The following is an 18069-nucleotide window of genomic DNA, read 5'->3' as shown; positions in this document are numbered from 1 at the left end:
TGAGAATGAAAGAAGGTATAGGAATATGAAAACATGGTTGCTCGCACTTAGTATGATGATCGGCTGCTTTTTATTTTTAGAAATGCCGGCCGATGCCACCGAGAAAAAAACAAATCAAATTGCACAGCTGACGAGCAGCAAGGTGTATATTTACAAAAAAGCAGATGCGAAGGCATCAAAATCAAAGGCGGGGAGTCGCGCAAATCACTCGTATTATGTGCGCCGTGTGGACGGTACATTTTACCGCATCGAGCAGGGTTCTAAAACGATTGGTTGGGTTAAAAAAAACAATCTAAAGCTGTATAACCGAAAGATGATTTCAACGAAAAAGGACGTCAAATACATTATTGGCCTACAGAAGGCATATGCCATGCCAATCGCGCGTGACACAGAGGTAGTCTACGATTTGTCACAGTATGTCGCCAAAAAAATCACGATGGTCCAGTACGAGACCATTGGCACCGAAAATTGGTATAAAGGAAAAATGGGCGGTAAATACGTCTGGTTCCCAGAAGATTCGGTGACGATGTACGGCTATGCCGCGATGAATTTACATAAGGCATCCTCCATTTCAGTGAAGGAGATGCGCGCCTTTTTACTGACGAAGGGCAAGACGCCAGACAATATTTTATATAAGCTCGCACCATCTTTTATTGAGGCACAAAAGGATACCGGCATTAACGCGCAGTTTATGTTTGCGCATGCCATTTTAGAAACAGGCTGGGGAAGCTCGGTCATTGCACAATATAAAAATAACTTCTTTGGCTATCAGGCGTATGATTCATGCCCGGTGACGTGCGCGATGTATTTTCCAAGCGGCACAAAGGGCTTAGATTACTACGCCTATAAAATCCATACGAATTATTTAGCAGAAAATGGCCTTTATTATAACGGTCCGTCTGCGCTCGCGATGAATGTACGCTATGCTTCAGACCGCACCTGGGCTCAAAAAATCGCCAATCTTATGGAACAAATGAAACCGTATAATGCTGCTGAATATAAAAAGAAAAAAGCGGTGGCGATGACCCTTGCAGCGCCGAAAAACTATGCGCATATTATACCTGAGAAAAAGGAGCAGCCTGTGCATTTTAAAGCGATGCCACCGAATATGACCGCAACAACGAAGGAAACGACAACTGTCTATGCGCTGCCATACACGTACGCGCGCACACTTGGCACGTATGCGGCGAAAAAGAAAATTAAGCTCACAGCCTATCATAGTGATGTGCGCGATGTGGCGATTAGCACGACGAAAATGGCGCGCTGGTATCGCATTGACTATGACGGGACACAGGGCTGGGTGCGCAGTGATCATCTTACAACCAAAACACTTGGCTTTATTACCGAAACGACGACCGCGCATTCAAATGCTGGCTCAAAATATTCGACCGTCTCGAATGCACTCGCCTATTCACCGATTCAATTTGTGCTAAAGGACAATAAAAAGGTCACCAAAACCGATAGTGCCAAGGCGAAATGGTATAAAGTGTACTTAACTTCAGCACCGAAAAAAGCGGTGTGGGTAAAATCAAACTATATTAAAACGTATTAATGCGAGACAAAAAACGTGCGACTAGCACGTTTTTTTTGTGCAAAATCGCCCCTCAGAGACCGAAAAACGACCCGAAATCGCGTTTTTTGGGAGGGCTTGCGATTCGTTTCATCGTATATATCATGCAATTTTAGCGATAAGTGCCAGTTTTTCGCATAGAGTTGTTACATGGCGCATATTATCAAATAAGCGCTGTGTCCAAACCCGACTTTTGGCGTTTTCGTTTTGCCGCGCAAAGCGAAAATGTGTAAACGATTCCAATGATTTAACTAATATTGGTACACAAATACATCATTTAGCATGGTATAGTGAAAGTAGATAAGTAAATGGAAGGTGGAAGTTTGATGAGAAATTATTTAAAACCGGCTGCGGCAACATGTCTTGCGGCAACACTGATGACAAGCCCGCTAACATCGCCTTTACTGGCACAGGCAGCGACAGAGCAGGCTACAACGATGAAGGTGAGCTTTATCGCGCAGGCAAAATCTGCGAAGACACCAATCTATGACAAGGCTGGTGACAAAAAGGTAAAGACGCTTGCAGGTAAGGAATATACGAATGAAATGTTTTATGTGCGCACAAAAACGGTTGTAGCGGGCACGACGTATTATCAAATTACCCGCAGTACATCGGATGCGGCGACAGCGATTGGCTGGGTGAAGGAGAAGAGTCTGAAGCTAGCTGCATTTAGCTATCTAAAAAATGATGCCACCGCAAAAACATTAAATGGCACAGGCATCGCCTATACGCGACCAGGTGGCCAGGCACGTAATATGATGTTCAAAAATTTAAGTGCCTATAAAAATAAAACCTTTACGCCACAGTCTACCGCAAAAGTGGGCAATGAAATATGGTATTTAGGTAAAGTCGATACATATACAGTATGGATTAAAGCAGCGAGTGTGGGGACTGTCGAAGCATCGAAGCCAGAGGACAAGCCGGCTGTGAAGGCAGAGGCAGTGAGCTATGTGGCCAATGCAAAATCAGCGAAGACACCGATTTATAAAGAAGCGGGCGACAAAAAATCCTTGATGCTTGCGGGTACGACCTATACGAATGAAACGTTTTACGTGTATCAAAAAAAGGTCATCAATGATAGTGCCTATTTTGAAATTACACGTAAAAAAGACGGCGAAGCAATTGGCTGGGTGAAGGAAAAGAGCCTGAAGCTACAAACGCTTAAAATCATGCCAAATAGTAAAAAAACCTTCTATATAAAGGGCACAGGTAAGGGCTATACACGACCAGCCGGCGCCTCGCGTAATGTGCTGTACAAATCACTAGCAGCTTATAAGGACACATCATTTAAGCCAACCTCAAAGGTGAAAGTTGGTACGAAAAACTGGTATACAGCAAAAATTGGCGGCAATACAGTTTGGCTGAAGTCGAGTGATATCACAACGAAAAAGCCTGTGCCACCTACACCGGAGGAGCCAGATACGGTCGTTATTGTGGAGGAAGCCATTGAGGCAGTCGCAAGCATTACGAAAAGTACCGCAAAGGCCATCCCTTCATTAAAGCAGCCAACGAAAACCGTCGCCATTGATGCGGAAGATATCAATGTGACGCACTTTATCGACAAAAAGGCGACGATTGATGATGTGGTGTACTATGAATTTGCGGATATTGGCTTTGTGGCAGAAGCGGATGTTAAAGTCGCAAGCTACACGAATGAGCAGAACCTAAACGACACACGCACATTAAAGGGTACAGGGCGTGGCTATTCAGTACCAGGTGCGAGCCGAGCAGGTGAAGCGGTGCTATCCACGCTTGCGGCACTTGCCAATACAGACTTTAAAGTCGAGCGTTCGGCACTCGTTGATGGCAAGCTGTGGTATTACGGCAGTACAGTCAACGATGTAGACATCTGGACAGCTGCGACAAATACGACCGATAAAAAAGCGCCAGAGCCGGTGAAGCCGACGTATACGAATGTAAATTTACAGGCGAGTATCGTGAGTGGCACCGTACCGATTTATGCGGATGTTGAAAATCTCACGAGCGTACGCAATTTATCAGCCGCAGAAAAGGCACAGCGCTATGCGGCACTACGCAAGGCAGTGACAGCGGACGGGGCCGTATATTATGAGCTGAGCTATAACGGCGAGGTGAGCGGCTGGGTTTCAAGTAAGTACTTAACATTTGAGGAGGAGCCGACTACCGAGGTAGCCTCGCTCTTTCTAACAGGACAGGGGAAGGCCTATAGTGAAGCGGGTAATAAGGGCACGGTCATCTATAGCTCGCTTGATGCGTATCGTACAGAGGGGTTTATTCCAAAAACGTCCCGCACGATAAATAATGTCATCTATTATAACGGTACACTGGGAGGCAAAACGGTATGGATTTCTTCTGCTCATTTAGCCAATCCCTTTTACGTCGAAAACCTACGGAAAACATCCACGATTACAAAGGCTGAAATGGAAGCCTATTTAGTAAAGAAAAAAGGGACAGCTATTCAATCGAATGCACTGTATAAAGCCATTCCAACGTTTTTAGCGGTGCAGGAGAAATATGGCATCAATGCGCAGTTTATGCTGGCGCATGCGATTTGGGAGACGGGCTGGGGTGGCTCGGAAATTTTGTATTATAAAAATAATGCCTTTGGCTACCAAGCCTATGACTCATGTGCGAAGACATGCGCCATTTACTTCCCAACGATGAATGACGGCGTCGAATACTATGCCGATCAAATCTATCATAAATATTTAAAAGACGGCGCCATTTACAATAATGGTCCAACACCAGCTGGCATGAACGTCAAATACGCGACCGATAAAAACTGGGGTGGCAGCATCTCACGCTTAATGAATGAAATGAAGGCCTATGACCGCACGTATTACGACAAAAAGGCCGCGTCAACGAATGAACCGGCGCGCATTACCGCACAGTATGATCATATTATTCCGGCGAATCAGCCACAGCCCACATCATTCCGCACGATTAATGGGACAGCGACTGTGACGACAGCAACGAAGCTGTATAATATGCCTTATGTACAGCCAGCACGTGAAATGGCGACCGCTAAAGTAGGGGATAAGCTGAATATCGTCGCGTACCACGAGGATGTGCGTGATACGACCGCATCGCGCTGGTTCCGCATTGATTATAACGGCACGCAGGCATGGGTGCAGTCAGCAAATCTATCGATTCCGAGCATTGCATCGGCGGTGAAGGACAATACCGTTATTTGGAGCGAAGCGGGCACGCCAGCAGCGCTGTCAATTGGTACATTAAGTAAAAATGCACATATCAATATGATTTTAGATGAAAATGGAAAAAATATTAAATCAAAAGATACATCTGGTGCGAGTTATATCAGTGTACAAATACCTAATTCGACGAAAGTTGGCTGGGTGAAGGAAGTAGAGCTACGCCTTTTCTAAAATAACGCTTAAAAGAGATGTACGAGCAATCGTACATCTCTTTTTTTATTTCTATATCATAAGACTTAAAAAACGAGAATATATAAACTTAAAAGTAAAATTAAGTATAGATATACACTGTATTAGCAAATACCTAAAAATGGTAAATCTCGCTGTAAAGGTCTAAAGATATGCAATGAAGGCGAAATAAATTAGTTCCTAAGACCTTTTATATTGTCCAATATATGTGATGTAGGGTAGAGCTGAAGTATATATTGATATCAAAAACGGTTCTAATCATCTATGAAACGTAGGACTAAAATAAGTATCAAAATGATATATTAAAACGCAGAGAGAAAAAATAAAGGTGGTAAAGAGAAGATGAAAAAATCTTGGAAGATAGTAGCGGCCATGGGGATGGCTACAACAATCATGACAGCACCAATGACAATAAACGGAACGAAAGACGTGCAGGTGGCGCAGGCAGCGACAAAAACGACAGCGATTACCTACATGGGACAGATTGATAATCCAAAAACGGCTATTTATGACGCGCCTGCCGGCAATAAATTCGATACAGTCGATACATTGTATTCAAAAAACAGCTTTTATGTGCATAAAAAGGCTGTCGTCAATGGCGTGACGTACTACCGCATTTCACGAAATGAGAACCCAACATTCGGTGCCATCGGCTGGGTGAAGGCCTCAACAATTAACGTAAAAAAAATGACGGAGCAAAAAAATGTCGTTAAAGCACATCCAATGAACGGGAAAGGCAATGCCTATTCACGTCCAGATGGTGGCGAACGGAATATTTGGCATTCATTAAAAGACTATAAAAACCGTCAATTTTATCCGCAGCGTACGGTAAAAGTAGGCACAGCGATTTGGTATTACGGAAAAGTAGGCGCGCGTAATGTGTGGATTTCAGCAAATAGCCTATCAGAAAAGGTCGATACAGCAGGAGCCACAACAGAAGCAATGAATGTCAGCTATATGGGCATGCTGCATAGCACAGCAAATGTGATCTACAAAACAGCTGGCGGCGCAAAGCTACAAACGGCCGGTACCCTGTATACAGAAAATAACTTCTACGTCCATCAAAAGAAAATCGTCAATGGCGTAACGTATTATCGCATCTCACGTAATGAAAGCGCGAGCAGTGAAGCAGTTGGCTGGGTGAAATCTGCTGCGATTGAGCTTGCTTCATTAAAGGCACATGCGAATGTGACGGAAAACTTCAAGCTAACAGGGAAAGGCAATGCCTATTCACGCCCAGCAGGTGGCGAGCGCAACATCTGGCATTCACTAAACACCTATAAAAATACAAACTTCCGTGCGAAAGAAACCGTCGAAGTAAACGGTGAGCTTTGGTACTACGGTACAGTTGGCGTACGCAATGTCTGGGTATCTGCAGCTAGTGTGACCGATTCAATCACGCAAACGGGCAATACAGCTACCTCAAAAACAACCGCTGTTAGCTATGTAGGACAGACAAAATCTGCGAAGACACCTATCTTCCGCGTTGCCGGAAAATCAAGTACCAAATTTTTAGCAGGTAAAAGCTATACAAATGAAACGTTCTATATATATAAGAAGAATGTCGTAAAAAATACGACCTATTACGAAATTCGCCGCAGCCAATCAGGTGATATCATTGGTTGGGTGAAAGATAAGAGCCTAGCAAAGCAAACGCTGAAGTTCACGATCAATACGAAGGACAGCTTTACAATTGACGGGACAGGGAAGGGCTATACACGACCAAACGGGAAATCACGCAATATCCTGTACACAACGATGAAGCCCTTCGCAGGTGATACCTTCAAGCCAACATCAACAGCCATTATTGGCAACGACACATGGTATGTTGGACAGCTTGGCACAAAAACAGGCTGGGTAAAAGCCTCACAAGTAACAAAAACAAAGTAAGCGATTTAAAAGCATCTCCCTGTGTAAATAGGGGGATGCTTTTTTATTTGTTTTGGTTGCGTTTAGGTAGCAAGAAAGTCCCTGAATGCGATTTACTAGGTAAATCGCCTGATTCGACAAAATCCGATAGATGCGAATATTCTTATAAATGTTCGGTTGAATAGCTAATTTGAATGTAACAATTGTAATATTGCTCACATAAAAAATGTTAAAATATGTAAAAGAATGTTGATATTAACCAAAAGAAATTCATTATATAATAGGAAGAAACTCTACATGAAATGACGACTAATTAGAGATCGATTGTTACAAAATCATAGAAATCGCTCAAAATAGACAATTCTGTGACATGAAAGGACTTAAAAACAATACTTTGGAATTAAACAATCGTATTTAATATCACTTTTATGATTAAAATAATAAGTATCTATTCTATACAAGGTTTATAAGAGTAATAATTTGATTTTGTTATTAATATAGTGATATCTTCCTTGTTAAGTAGAATTATTTGGTAGAAAAAAAGGTGGAAATTCTCCTACGATTGGACGATAATTAGGCTAAGCATGATTAGTTGATACACTTTTCGCAGGAAGCGAGATGACTAATCATATCTAATTAAGGGAGGATTTTCATTCATGGGAAAACACAAAATCATTAAATCTGCAGCAGCAGTAGCACTTACTGCATCTGTAGTAGCAACAGCAGCACCAGGCGCATCAGCTGCTTCATACAAAACAAACGCTAAGGATCAACTAGTACACACTTCTACAGGTAAACTAGTGAAAGGCTGGAAAGTATTCGGCGGAAAACTTTACAAAAACGGTAAATTAGCTCCAGCTAAAAAATACAAAATCATCGGTACTGGCGCAGCTCAAAAATTATTCTACGGCCCAACACTTAAAAAAGGCTACAAAACAGCTAACAGCAAAACTTTACTATTCAAAGATGGTAAATTAGCAGATGGCTGGAAACAAGCTGGCAAAAACGAACGCCTATACAAAAACGGTAAACTTGATAAAGGTTACACAGTTTACACGAACGTTGAAGGCGACAAATTCCTTTACCAAAACGGTAAACTTAAAAAAGGCCAAAAAACAGCAACACGCGGCGGCGAAACATTATTATTCGTTGACGGTAAACTTGCAAAAGGCTACGTATTACACGAAGCTTCTAAAACACTTTACAACAACGGTAAAGTTGCCCAAGGCTTAGTACAATACCCTGAAAAAGACGGCAAATTCTACAACAACGGTAAATTAGCAAACGGCGAAATCAATGGCGCTGAGTACAAAGACGGCGTACTTGTAGCGAAAGATGTTGCTTCAGTAAAAGCGATCAACGATACTACTGTTGAAGTAACATTCAAAGAAGGTCAAAAAGCTGAAAACATCAAAGCTGCTGACTTCAAAATCGAAGGCTTAACAGTTTCTAACGCTGCTCTTAAACAAACAGATTCTAAAGTAGTTGTTCTTACAACTTCTAAACAAGAAGCTGCTAAAGAATACGTTATCACTTACAAAGAAAACGATACAAAAACTTTCGTAGGCTTCAATGCTGCAATTCCAACAGCTATCAAATCTACTGAAGTTAAACCATACCAAACTTCTCAACAAGCTAAAATCGGCGAACAAGTAACTGTAAAAGCTACTGTAACTGTTGCTGAAGGTCAATCTAAAGCTGGTATTCCTGTAACTTTCGTTATCGATAACGATAAAGATAATACAAACGGGAGCCAAGGTAAAGACCAAACTGTTGAAGTATTCACTGACGAAAATGGTGTAGCTTCTTATACTTACACTCAATACACAGCTTCAACTGATTCAGTAACTGCTTATGCTACTGGCGCTCCAACTAAACGTACAACTACGAATGTATTCTGGGGTGTAGCTCAACCATTAACAGTTGAAGATGTAACTACAGCATCTTCAATTGCAAACAAAGGTAAAAAAGTTTATAAAGTAACTGGTACTCCAAAACAACAAGTAAAAGTAACATTTGCTGAAAACTATGAAGTAACTCCAGATAAAGTAAACTATGCAGCTGGAATCGTTGATGCTAGTAGTTCTGCTACTGCTGTAACACCATACCAAGTTACAACTGGTGCACAACGTGCTATTACAATTACGTTAAATGACAAAGGTACTGCTGAATTCACAGTAACTGGTTCAAATACTTCTGTAACTCCAGTAGTTTATATCGATGATCAAAATCAAGCATCACAAGCTGGTTATAACCGCTTAAACCCAACAGAATTACAAACAACTGCTTCAACAGTAACATTTGCTAATGCTCAAAATGTAAGTTTAACAAACGAAGCTCAAGGTACACAAAATGCTGCGGCAGCGAAACGAGCAATTAGCACAGCAGATTTAGGTGCAAACTTCGGTGGCCGTCAATTCGTTGCAACTTTAACTGATAAAGATGGCAAAACTGCACCAGCTAATACAAATGTTAAATTAACATTTAAAGATAATCACACAACAGCACAACGTAATGCTTTACACGTATTCGATGTAGACGGCAAACAAGTTGATCGTAACACTGATGGTACTTACAACTTAAAAACTGACAAAAATGGTCAAGTTAAATACTCAATTTCAAGTGATATCACTGATAACTTTGTAACTCCAGTGGTTTACCTAGAAAACGGTTCTAATGCAACAAAACTTGATAACGATGATACACAAGCAGTAGCTGAAATCACTTACTTCGGTGACGCAGTAGTAGAAAAAGCTAAACTTGCATTCACAAATGTTGCAGGTAAAGAAATTACAGTTGCAAAAGCTAAAGAAAATGTAACTCTTACTTATCAAACAGTTGACCAAAACGGTTTCGCTTACACTCCAGCATTAGCTTCTAACACAGCTAACAAAGTAACATTTGAATTATCAACTACATTCGGTAACTTAACGGGTTTAACTACAGTTGATGGAAATGTAATTAACATTGGTAATACTGGTGCAACAGCTACAGTTACATTAAATGGTAATGGTGCAGCAACACTTTCATTCACTTCAGATAATGAATCTAAAGTAAATGTTTCTGCAACAACAACTAAAGCAGGCGTTGCATTAGTAGAAGGTTCTATCGAATTTAAAGGTATCGCAACTGGTTTAGTAACTACTGACATCGTAGCAGCAGTGAACGTAGCAGGCGATGAAGACGCAATCAAAAAAGCTCTTGCAGACGTAGCAGCATACCAAGACTTAAAAGATAAAGATGCATTTGTTACTGATGTGGTTCTTAAAGCATTACAAGGCGGCAAACAATACAATGTAGCATCATTAACAAAAGAAATTGCTGATGCAAAAGCTAAAGAAGTAGCTGCAGCAGCTTTAAAAGTAGTAACAGACTATGCAGCTGATCAAACAAAATCAGCTCCTGCAGCAGCAGATTATACAACAGCAGATTTAGATATTAAAGGTTTAACAGTGGCAGAAGCTAATGCAGCAATCGCTAATAAAGCAACAGCAACAGATAAAGCGGGTGTACAAGCATTACTTGACGCAGCAGATACAGCTAAAACAACAGCTGCTAACGAAGCAGCAGCATTAGATAAAGTAAATGCTGGAACGGCAACAGCTGCGGAATTTACTACCGCAGGGGTAACAGATGTAACCACTACTAATCTTGCAGATGTGAAAGCAACAGTAGCAACAGCAAAAACTGCTAAGGGTTCAGATTTAACTAAAGCTGAAGTACAAACAGCAGTAAATGACACTGTAACAGTATTAGCAGCAAAAACTGCTTTAACTTTATCAGTGACAGATTCTGCTTCAGCCCAATCTACAATTACTTTACCAACGACTCAAAATACTGCAGATGTAGCATGGACAGTTACTGGTACAGGTACAATTGCAACAGGTACTTACACAACAGCTACACGTAGTACTTCAGTACAAAATGATGTATTAAAAGCTACAATTACTAAAGGCGCTGCTTCTGTAACAAAAGAATTTTCCGTAACAGTAGGTAACGATACTGATACAGATTCAAATGGCACATATGACAACGCTACAACAGTAGTAGCTCAATAATCCAACCCCATACCTCTCTTATGGATGGAACGGAAATAAAATGACGTAGTCTTTTCCCCCTAACTTCGGTTAGGGGTTTTTCTTTTGTCTTAAACTCGATTTCAAACAACTATTATTTCTTTGAATACAATCGTAGCCTATTCCTTAACGGGAATGGGCTTTTTTCGTGACATGGATGTCATGAGTTCGGTCAAGGTACATGGACGTACCGTTTTGACCGAACTTCCTATTTTTCAGGAGATAGTGTGAGTGAATCAAAGAAGAGAATTACATTAGTTGATGTGGTGTTAGAAAGAAAAGGTTCGATGCTGTTTGAAGGTCGCAGAGTGAAAGTGCCAAATGATGCGGCTAACATCATCAGAGATTTCATAGGGGATTCAGATCGTGAGAAGTTTGTCGTGTTGTGTTTGAATGTGAAGAATGAGCCAACAGCCATGCAGGTTGTTCACACAGGCTCATTAAACGCTTCGATTGTACATCCGAGAGATGTTTTTAAGGTTGTGGTACTTTCTAATTCTGCAAGTGTAGTTGTGGCACATAATCATCCATCAGGAAATCCAACAGCGAGTGTCGAGGACATTCAAGTAACGAAGCGATTGTGCCAATAGATGCGTTAAAGAACATGACAGAGGCAATTGAAACAGAAATGGTAAGCTACAGGGGTGAACATAGCTAAGCTGACCGGTAGCTTTATTTTCAAAAATTCTTTAGAAGGCGTAAGCACATTTTTGTAAGTGCTTGATTAGTATTAATTATGAGATGAAGAAAAGCTAAGGCTTTTATAAAAATGTACCATCTGTACTTTTTGATTGATAAATAATTTTAAATACTTTATATGGTAAAATATTATTATTGATAAAGTATTTTTGAGGATATAAAGAATTAGATGAATGTAATTGCCTTATTAATAGTAGTATCTGGTGCAATATTAAGTGCTGATTCAGCGTAATAAGAAGCATCTTTTTACGCTCGTGTTTGTTGAGTTGGCTGATAATAAGTTTAAGCATATATCAAAACCATTATTTTATTAGGGGGAAAAGGGATGAATCAGTTATATGTAATGTCTGGAGTAGTGTTAGCTTCGTCACTTGTTGTGGTGAGTCCAGAGAAGGCGCAAGCGATAAATGAGTTAGGTGCGGATGGTGTGAAGATGCCGGTAGTTTCGACTTTTTCTAGCTATAATGCAGATCAAATGATGTTGGTCAAAACGGGAGGCGGAACGCAGTATCTTAATGTAGATAAAGACATCACTATTCGGGACATGGTAACAGGTGCGACGTTAAAAACGATTTTTCAAGATGCTTATGCAGTAGCTGTGAATGACAATGAAGATTTATTTATAGCACTTGGAAATGGTAGTAACCTGTTTTATGCGACACAATTTTATGAATCGCAGAAATTAGAAACAGATTTTAATGTTACGAGCTTACATGGTTTTATACAAGGTACAAATATAGTGATTGGTACATACTATAAAGAACTAAAAGGGTATGACTTTGACACGAAACAACAAGTATTTGAAACGAAGCTAGGAGAAAAATGGAACAACATTTTTGCAGTGAAAAAAGATATTGTCGTAGCGAATGGCAATAATGCAACAATTTATGACCGTAATGGTAATTACGTAGATGTGTTGCAGTTTGATTCAAAAGTAACGAGTTTGACTTATTCGCCAGATGGAAAAACACTTTTAGTAGGCACGAAAAATAAAGATGTACAAAGTTTTGATGTATTCAATAATTATACAGATAATAACGTATCTCTTTTTAAAGATACAAAAGGCGCAAAGAATATTGCTTATGATGCATCAGGCAATTATTTAATTATTGAAAAACCAAACGAATATGATAAGGAATATGAAAATTTAAGAATGTTTTCGTTGACAGACAACCAACGTATTTATACAGAATTAGATGAAAAATACCTTAATACGTATCATGGGGATGCTTTACTATCTAATGGTGCAAAGTTTATTCAATTTGGTAAATCTACCTACAACACAAAAAACATCGGGAAATCTCCAACGGCTATTAGTATTCCGAAACAGTACATCACAATGGAAGCTGGGAGTGAGTTGAAGCCGGCTGTTACGGCAACGCTACTTGATGGCACGACAACAACGGTGACAGATGGCGTGACGTGGAAGTCAGATGATTTGAGCGTGGCGTACTATGATGAGAGTAAGAACGTATTTAAACCGACTGAAGCGGGTACATTTACATTGCGTGCCTCTTATTTAGGATTTACAACAGATGTCCAAGTAACGGTGAAGAAATCGGCCCTGAGTGGCATCAAAGAATACCTTGCGAAGCATACAAAAGGTGGTTACTACATTTCTAATCTAGGTGTAAAAGATATTTACTTAGATCAACGCATTTACAAAGGAGCCAGCTATAAAGGGCAATATATTGTGACGACGTTTACAGGTAAGAAAAATGGGCAACCTGTCACGTATTTAGATGTAGCTCGTAAAGGGAAAACCGCTATTAATTTTAAACAAATTGAACTTCAAGCGAATGGTAAAATGTTTAAAAAGAATACGAAAGCTTATTTATATAAAGATGGCTATGAATCGGCCAATTCGATTAAATTATCGGTGGCTGACCGTAAATGGATTAAAGACAATGTGGATCCAAATAAAACCGTTACTGCTAAATTAAAAGGCGGTAAAAAGACCGTTACGATTAAACTTTCAAAAACGCAAAAGGATGCGCTATTAAAAGGTGTATTAGTGAATGATTATTTAAAATAAACGTGAACAACAATATATTCAATAAGAGAACTTTTGCAGTTGTTGAAGTAGGCCAAGTCTAGCACTTGGCTTTTTTCATTAAATTTAACTCAATTTTAACCTTCTATCGATATAGTGAATATTAACTGTATTGATCGGGGGATATGATGAGGATTCAACATAATGCTGCGGTATTGAATAGTCATAATAACATCATGAAAACAGCAAATAAGATGCAAAAAACGTCTGAGAAATTATCGAGCGGTTATAAAATTAACGGAGCGGCGGATGATGCGGCTGGCATTTCAATTTCTGAGAAGATGCGCGGGCAAATTAATGGTCTTGCGATGGCTGAAAAAAACATTCAAAATGGCCTCTCGCCCGTATAAGTGGCGGATTCTGGGCTTGCGCAAATTAATAATCCTAATTTGATTCGGATGCGTGAATTGGCTGTGCAGGCGGCGAATGACACGCTAACAGATGCGGACCGTGCGCTCATTGTGCAAGAAGTGCAGCAATTAAAGCAAGGGATTAATGACATTGCAGATAACACCGAATTTAATACGATTAAGTTGTTAAATATCGGCGCGGTCACGCCACCGCCTACTACAACTTTAGATATAGCGATTTCAGCAAATGAAAGAAAGACAGTTGGATACATAGAGGTAAAACCCGGTGGTACGTCGCTACTAGAAATATTTTGTGATTTTAGTGCGATGGGTAATGCCGATTATCCGGACTTGAATATTGTTGGTCCAAATGGCGAAATTTATGGCTATGTAGGGTCGTATCTTAAAAGTTCTAGTGCGCAAACGATTAACAATTTACCATCAGCGAGTTCCGGTACATATAGCGGGCATGGCAGTAAAATTGAGTCGTTTATTTTTCATGATCCTAAGCCGGGAAAATGGTCAATCATCATTGATTACACAGCAAATGGTCCTACGGCGGATATGACGCTCAACTCTAATTATTCGCTTAATTTACCAGGCACTACGCCACCGACTGTACAACCACCAGAATCATTGATTATCCAAAAAGGGCCTAATGCGGGGCATCGGATGGAACTAGAATTAACGGATGCTCGAACAGAGGCATTAGGAATTGATGGGCTTGATTTGTCTAGTCGTGAGGGTGCGGACAAGGCGATTGCTTTACTTGATGCGGCGAGCGGGAAAGTATCGAGCGAGCGCTCAAAATTTGGTGCGTATATGAATGTCTTGGAGCATGTTCAAAACAATACAGGTGCATATAAGGAGTCTTTGACAGCCGCAGAGTCGCGTGTGAGAGATACGGATATTGCAAAAATGTCGATTACATTGAGTAGAAATCAGCTCATTTTACAGGCAGCTCAGTCAGTGACGAGTCAGGCCAATCAAATGAGCCAGGGAATATTGGAATTACTGAAGTAGGTCAAGTTGTAGCGGCTTGTTTTTTTGTTTTTAGTACATAAATATAACAAAAGATGAAAAGGAGCCACATAGTTGGTTCCTTTTTTGAACAATGTATAATCTTTTATTATTTCTTAAAAATTTAACCTGAATTTAACCTTTATGTCCTAATATAGTAATTAATGATAGTTATAAAGAATTAATTTAAAGTGAAATATTTAGGAGGAATAAAATGAGAAAAGCAATGATTAAAGTAACGACAATTGGGGCTTTGGGTGCGTCTTTCGTACTTCCGGGGTTTGCTACAGAGGCTTCTGCGGCATCTGTGACGGTAAAGGATAAAAAGCTTGTCTATAAAAAATCAGGTAAGACGGTTAAAGGATTTTATGAGTATAAAGGAACGCTATATAAAAACGGGAAGAAAAATAAAGGCTATGCACTTGTAGGAGCAGACTCATCAATGAAGTTGTACTACAATACATCGTTGAAAAAAGGCTATAAAACAGCAAAAAATAATCGCTATTTATTCAAAGATGGCAAGCTGGCAAAAGGCTATAAGACGGCTTCAAAAAATCAACGACTGTATTATAACGGTGTTCTTACAAAAGGCTATGAAGTTTATAAAGCTTCGAATGGCGCGCGTTATTTGTATCAAAATGGCTATTTGAAAAAAGGATTAAAACTAGCAACTCGTCAAGGAGAGACCGTGCTATTTAAAGATGGTGTAGTCGCAAAAGGGCATACGGTTTTTAAAAATAAATTGTATACAGATGGTGTGCTAAATGTAGCATTTACACAGGTGGACGATAAATATTATCAATATGGAATATTAGCAAATGGTGTGATCGATGGTAAAAACTATAAAGATGGCATTGTTGTTGAAAAACCTGTAGAGCTAACTGATGAGCAAGTAATTGAACAATTGAAAGCAAAGATGGCTGCTTCTCAAACTGAATTAACCGAATTACACGCACAAGAGTTAGAGGTAGCTTCATTGATTAAGCAAGTGGAGGAAAAAACAGCAGGTGCCACGCAAGCTAATAAGATAAAAGCGAAGTCTGTTCAAGAGGCAACAGAGGCCATTGAGCGTGCACAAACTTTACTAGCAAATGCTTCAACAGCGGAAGAATTGCTATCAGCACTTGAGCAATTGCAAGCGGCTCAAAAAGTATTAGAGGCAACAATTCAAAAAGAAGTGAATGTGCTATTGGCAGATGCGACTCAAATGCTAGAAATTGCTGAACGTGCAGCAAGTCGCGATACAGCAGCGGGTGCTATTACAGCGCAAGAATTAATAAAGTTAGCGACACAAGTAGTTGATACAGTAGTGAATACTTATGGCAATGTGCCGACGATTAACCTAAATTTAGATGGCTATAAGGCACAATTAGCAGCGGCCCAAAAAACATTAGATAGCAATCCGCAAAATCCAAATCCACCATCTAATAATGGGAATACAGATTCGCCATTGCCACCGACTGTGCCAGTAATTCCACCAACAACAGGTGGCGGTAACGAAAACAACGGCGGTAACGAAAATAACGGCGGTAACGAAAATAATGGCGGTAACGAAAACAACGGCGGTGATAACGAGGCTGTAACGCTAGAAAAGGCATTAGCAGAGATTAATATGGCGTATATGCAAGGTGATCCATATGTTGAACGAGAAATTGGCGTGGCGGACCCTGTCATTTTAACCATTGTTAAATATGCAGCTATTTTAGGAATTGATTTGACTGACTATCAAGCTGTAGAAATTCCTGAAAATATTACATTTGAATTAAACTCATTTAATAGTTTAACTGTAGAAAAGGTAACAACAGGTTTTAATGACGCAGTAGATGCACAAAAACACAGCGAAGAACAGTTTATTCAAAGTATTGAACAGCTATTAACTAGTGAAATAGAAGATAAAGATAAACAATATCAGCTAGCCAACCAAATCACAGAATATCATAAGATGGTTGGGTATAGCCGTGTCGCATATGATGCATTAGTCGCTTATAAACAGCAAGAGGATGAAAATTATTCGCTAGTGTTGCCACTTGATGCAGATTATTCTAGTGTGAAAAGTATTTTAGCTGTATTAGATGCGGCAGTGAAAAAGGAATCTGCGGGATTGTCAGAAGCTGACTTAGCGTTCTTTGAGCTACAGGCCTCTTTTAAAGATTCTACAATTGCTGGTGTTAAATATGCGGCAGCTCACGCACAAGTACTTGGCTTAGATTTGACGGGATATAACGAGCTAGAGCTTCCACAAAGTGTGGCTATTACGGATTCATTTAGTAATATAGATGCATTCAAGGCATTATGGAATGCTGCAGTAGTAGAGCAACTTCAAAAAGAACAAGAAGCGTTAACCGCTGTGAAAGGTGCAACGAAGGATAATATTGCACAAGTGCTTGCACAGTATGGAGAAGTGTTACAGTTACCATTATTAGCGAGTAGTAGCGGACAATTTCCTGGGGAATTAGAAAGTATTTTAAACGCGGCGTTATATGAAAATGTAAAAGATGCGACAACAATTAAAGCAATCCAACAAGGAGTAGCACCAGTCAGATTAGCATTTATTGCCGCATTTTTACCGATTAACGATTTTATGGGGTCGAGTTCAGATTTTGACGATGAGTTTGACACAGCACAAAGTAACGAAGAAAAACTGGCCATTATAAAAAAATATCAAAGCAAAATTGCGGCGTTATACACATCTAATGGCACAGCAAATTCTGTTGAACAACAGATTCGAGTAGAATTATTGAAGGTGTTACAAGATGAGTTCCAACGTATGTGGTACAGTCTTTTACTAGGCGCTGCAGATGTTCTTGGGCTGTCAGCTTATATTGATAATGGAAAGTTCCCAACGCCTGAAGACGTTACGGTAGAAAATAAAGCGCAAGCTCAGCAATTCTTAATTCTAATTAAAAGCTATACAGGCATTGAAAAAGAAATTTTAGAGCAAGAAGTACTAAAGCGTATCCAAGTAACAGAAGATTATGAAAATGCTACATTCGATGAATATGTTGAGGCTTTCGAGCAAGCAATTGAGGCAGCGAAGTAAGTTATAGAG

The 18069-nt window shown here is 39.9% G+C and carries 8 protein-coding genes and 1 pseudogene; all 9 read left to right on the top strand.

Annotated features, from left to right (window positions below; all coding sequences use genetic code 11):
• The first annotated feature begins 25 nt into the window (after positions 1–25).
• The 9 genes and pseudogenes from QI30_RS11940 to QI30_RS11900 all read left to right on the top strand — a co-directional run bounded on the left by QI30_RS11940 (position 26) and on the right by QI30_RS11900 (position 18060).
• The gene (locus QI30_RS11940) at positions 26–1552 is read left to right on the top strand and encodes a glucosaminidase domain-containing protein (protein WP_126990920.1); all 1527 of its coding nucleotides are present in this window, start codon (positions 26–28) and stop codon (positions 1550–1552) included.
• Positions 1553–1896: 344 nt separating this feature from the next.
• Positions 1897–4935 carry a GW dipeptide domain-containing protein gene (locus QI30_RS11935; protein ID WP_158621032.1) on the top strand — a complete coding sequence of 1013 codons (3039 nt, stop codon included), beginning with the start codon at positions 1897–1899 and terminating at the stop codon, positions 4933–4935.
• A 360-nt stretch (positions 4936–5295) separates the two neighbouring features.
• Positions 5296–6843, top strand: coding sequence for a GW dipeptide domain-containing protein (locus QI30_RS11930; RefSeq protein WP_126990918.1), 1548 nt, complete (start codon positions 5296–5298; stop codon positions 6841–6843).
• 635 nt (positions 6844–7478) lie between these two features.
• Complete coding sequence (locus tag QI30_RS11925) at positions 7479–10880, top strand: hypothetical protein (protein WP_126990917.1); 3402 nt, start codon at positions 7479–7481, stop codon at positions 10878–10880.
• A gap of 245 nt (positions 10881–11125) precedes the next feature.
• Positions 11126–11488, top strand: coding sequence for a JAB domain-containing protein (locus tag QI30_RS11920; RefSeq protein ID WP_233600574.1), 363 nt, complete (start codon positions 11126–11128; stop codon positions 11486–11488).
• Between the two features lie 434 nt (positions 11489–11922).
• Complete coding sequence (locus QI30_RS11915) at positions 11923–13632, top strand: WD40 repeat domain-containing protein (protein WP_126990916.1); 1710 nt, start codon at positions 11923–11925, stop codon at positions 13630–13632.
• A gap of 143 nt (positions 13633–13775) precedes the next feature.
• Positions 13776–14180, top strand: a pseudogene (locus tag QI30_RS20975) (flagellin); the annotation flags it as partial.
• Between the two features lie 147 nt (positions 14181–14327).
• The gene (locus QI30_RS21240; RefSeq protein ID WP_370323618.1) at positions 14328–15023 is read left to right on the top strand and encodes a flagellin; all 696 of its coding nucleotides are present in this window, start codon (positions 14328–14330) and stop codon (positions 15021–15023) included.
• Between the two features lie 211 nt (positions 15024–15234).
• Positions 15235–18060, top strand: a complete 2826-nt coding sequence (locus QI30_RS11900) for a hypothetical protein (protein WP_126990913.1) — start codon at positions 15235–15237, stop codon at positions 18058–18060.
• Positions 18061–18069: the final 9 nt, after the last annotated feature.

Origin of the sequence: Candidatus Kurthia intestinigallinarum (genome assembly GCF_003991225.1) — a bacterium.
GTDB classification, from domain to species: domain Bacteria; phylum Bacillota; class Bacilli; order Bacillales_A; family Planococcaceae; genus Kurthia; species Kurthia populi.
This window is presented reverse-complemented; position numbering and strand designations above follow the sequence as displayed.

Excerpts from the sequence above, each read along its gene's own strand:
- QI30_RS11940 (WP_126990920.1), top strand. The coding sequence starts at position 26 with ATGAAAACATGGTTGCTCGCACTTAGTATGATGATCGGCTGCTTTTTA.
- QI30_RS11935 (WP_158621032.1), top strand. The coding sequence starts at position 1,897 with ATGAGAAATTATTTAAAACCGGCTGCGGCAACATGTCTTGCGGCAACA.
- QI30_RS11930 (WP_126990918.1), top strand. The coding sequence starts at position 5,296 with ATGAAAAAATCTTGGAAGATAGTAGCGGCCATGGGGATGGCTACAACA.
- QI30_RS11925 (WP_126990917.1), top strand. The coding sequence starts at position 7,479 with ATGGGAAAACACAAAATCATTAAATCTGCAGCAGCAGTAGCACTTACT.
- QI30_RS11915 (WP_126990916.1), top strand. The coding sequence starts at position 11,923 with ATGAATCAGTTATATGTAATGTCTGGAGTAGTGTTAGCTTCGTCACTT.
- QI30_RS21240 (WP_370323618.1), top strand. The coding sequence starts at position 14,328 with ATGGGTAATGCCGATTATCCGGACTTGAATATTGTTGGTCCAAATGGC.
- QI30_RS11900 (WP_126990913.1), top strand. The coding sequence starts at position 15,235 with ATGAGAAAAGCAATGATTAAAGTAACGACAATTGGGGCTTTGGGTGCG.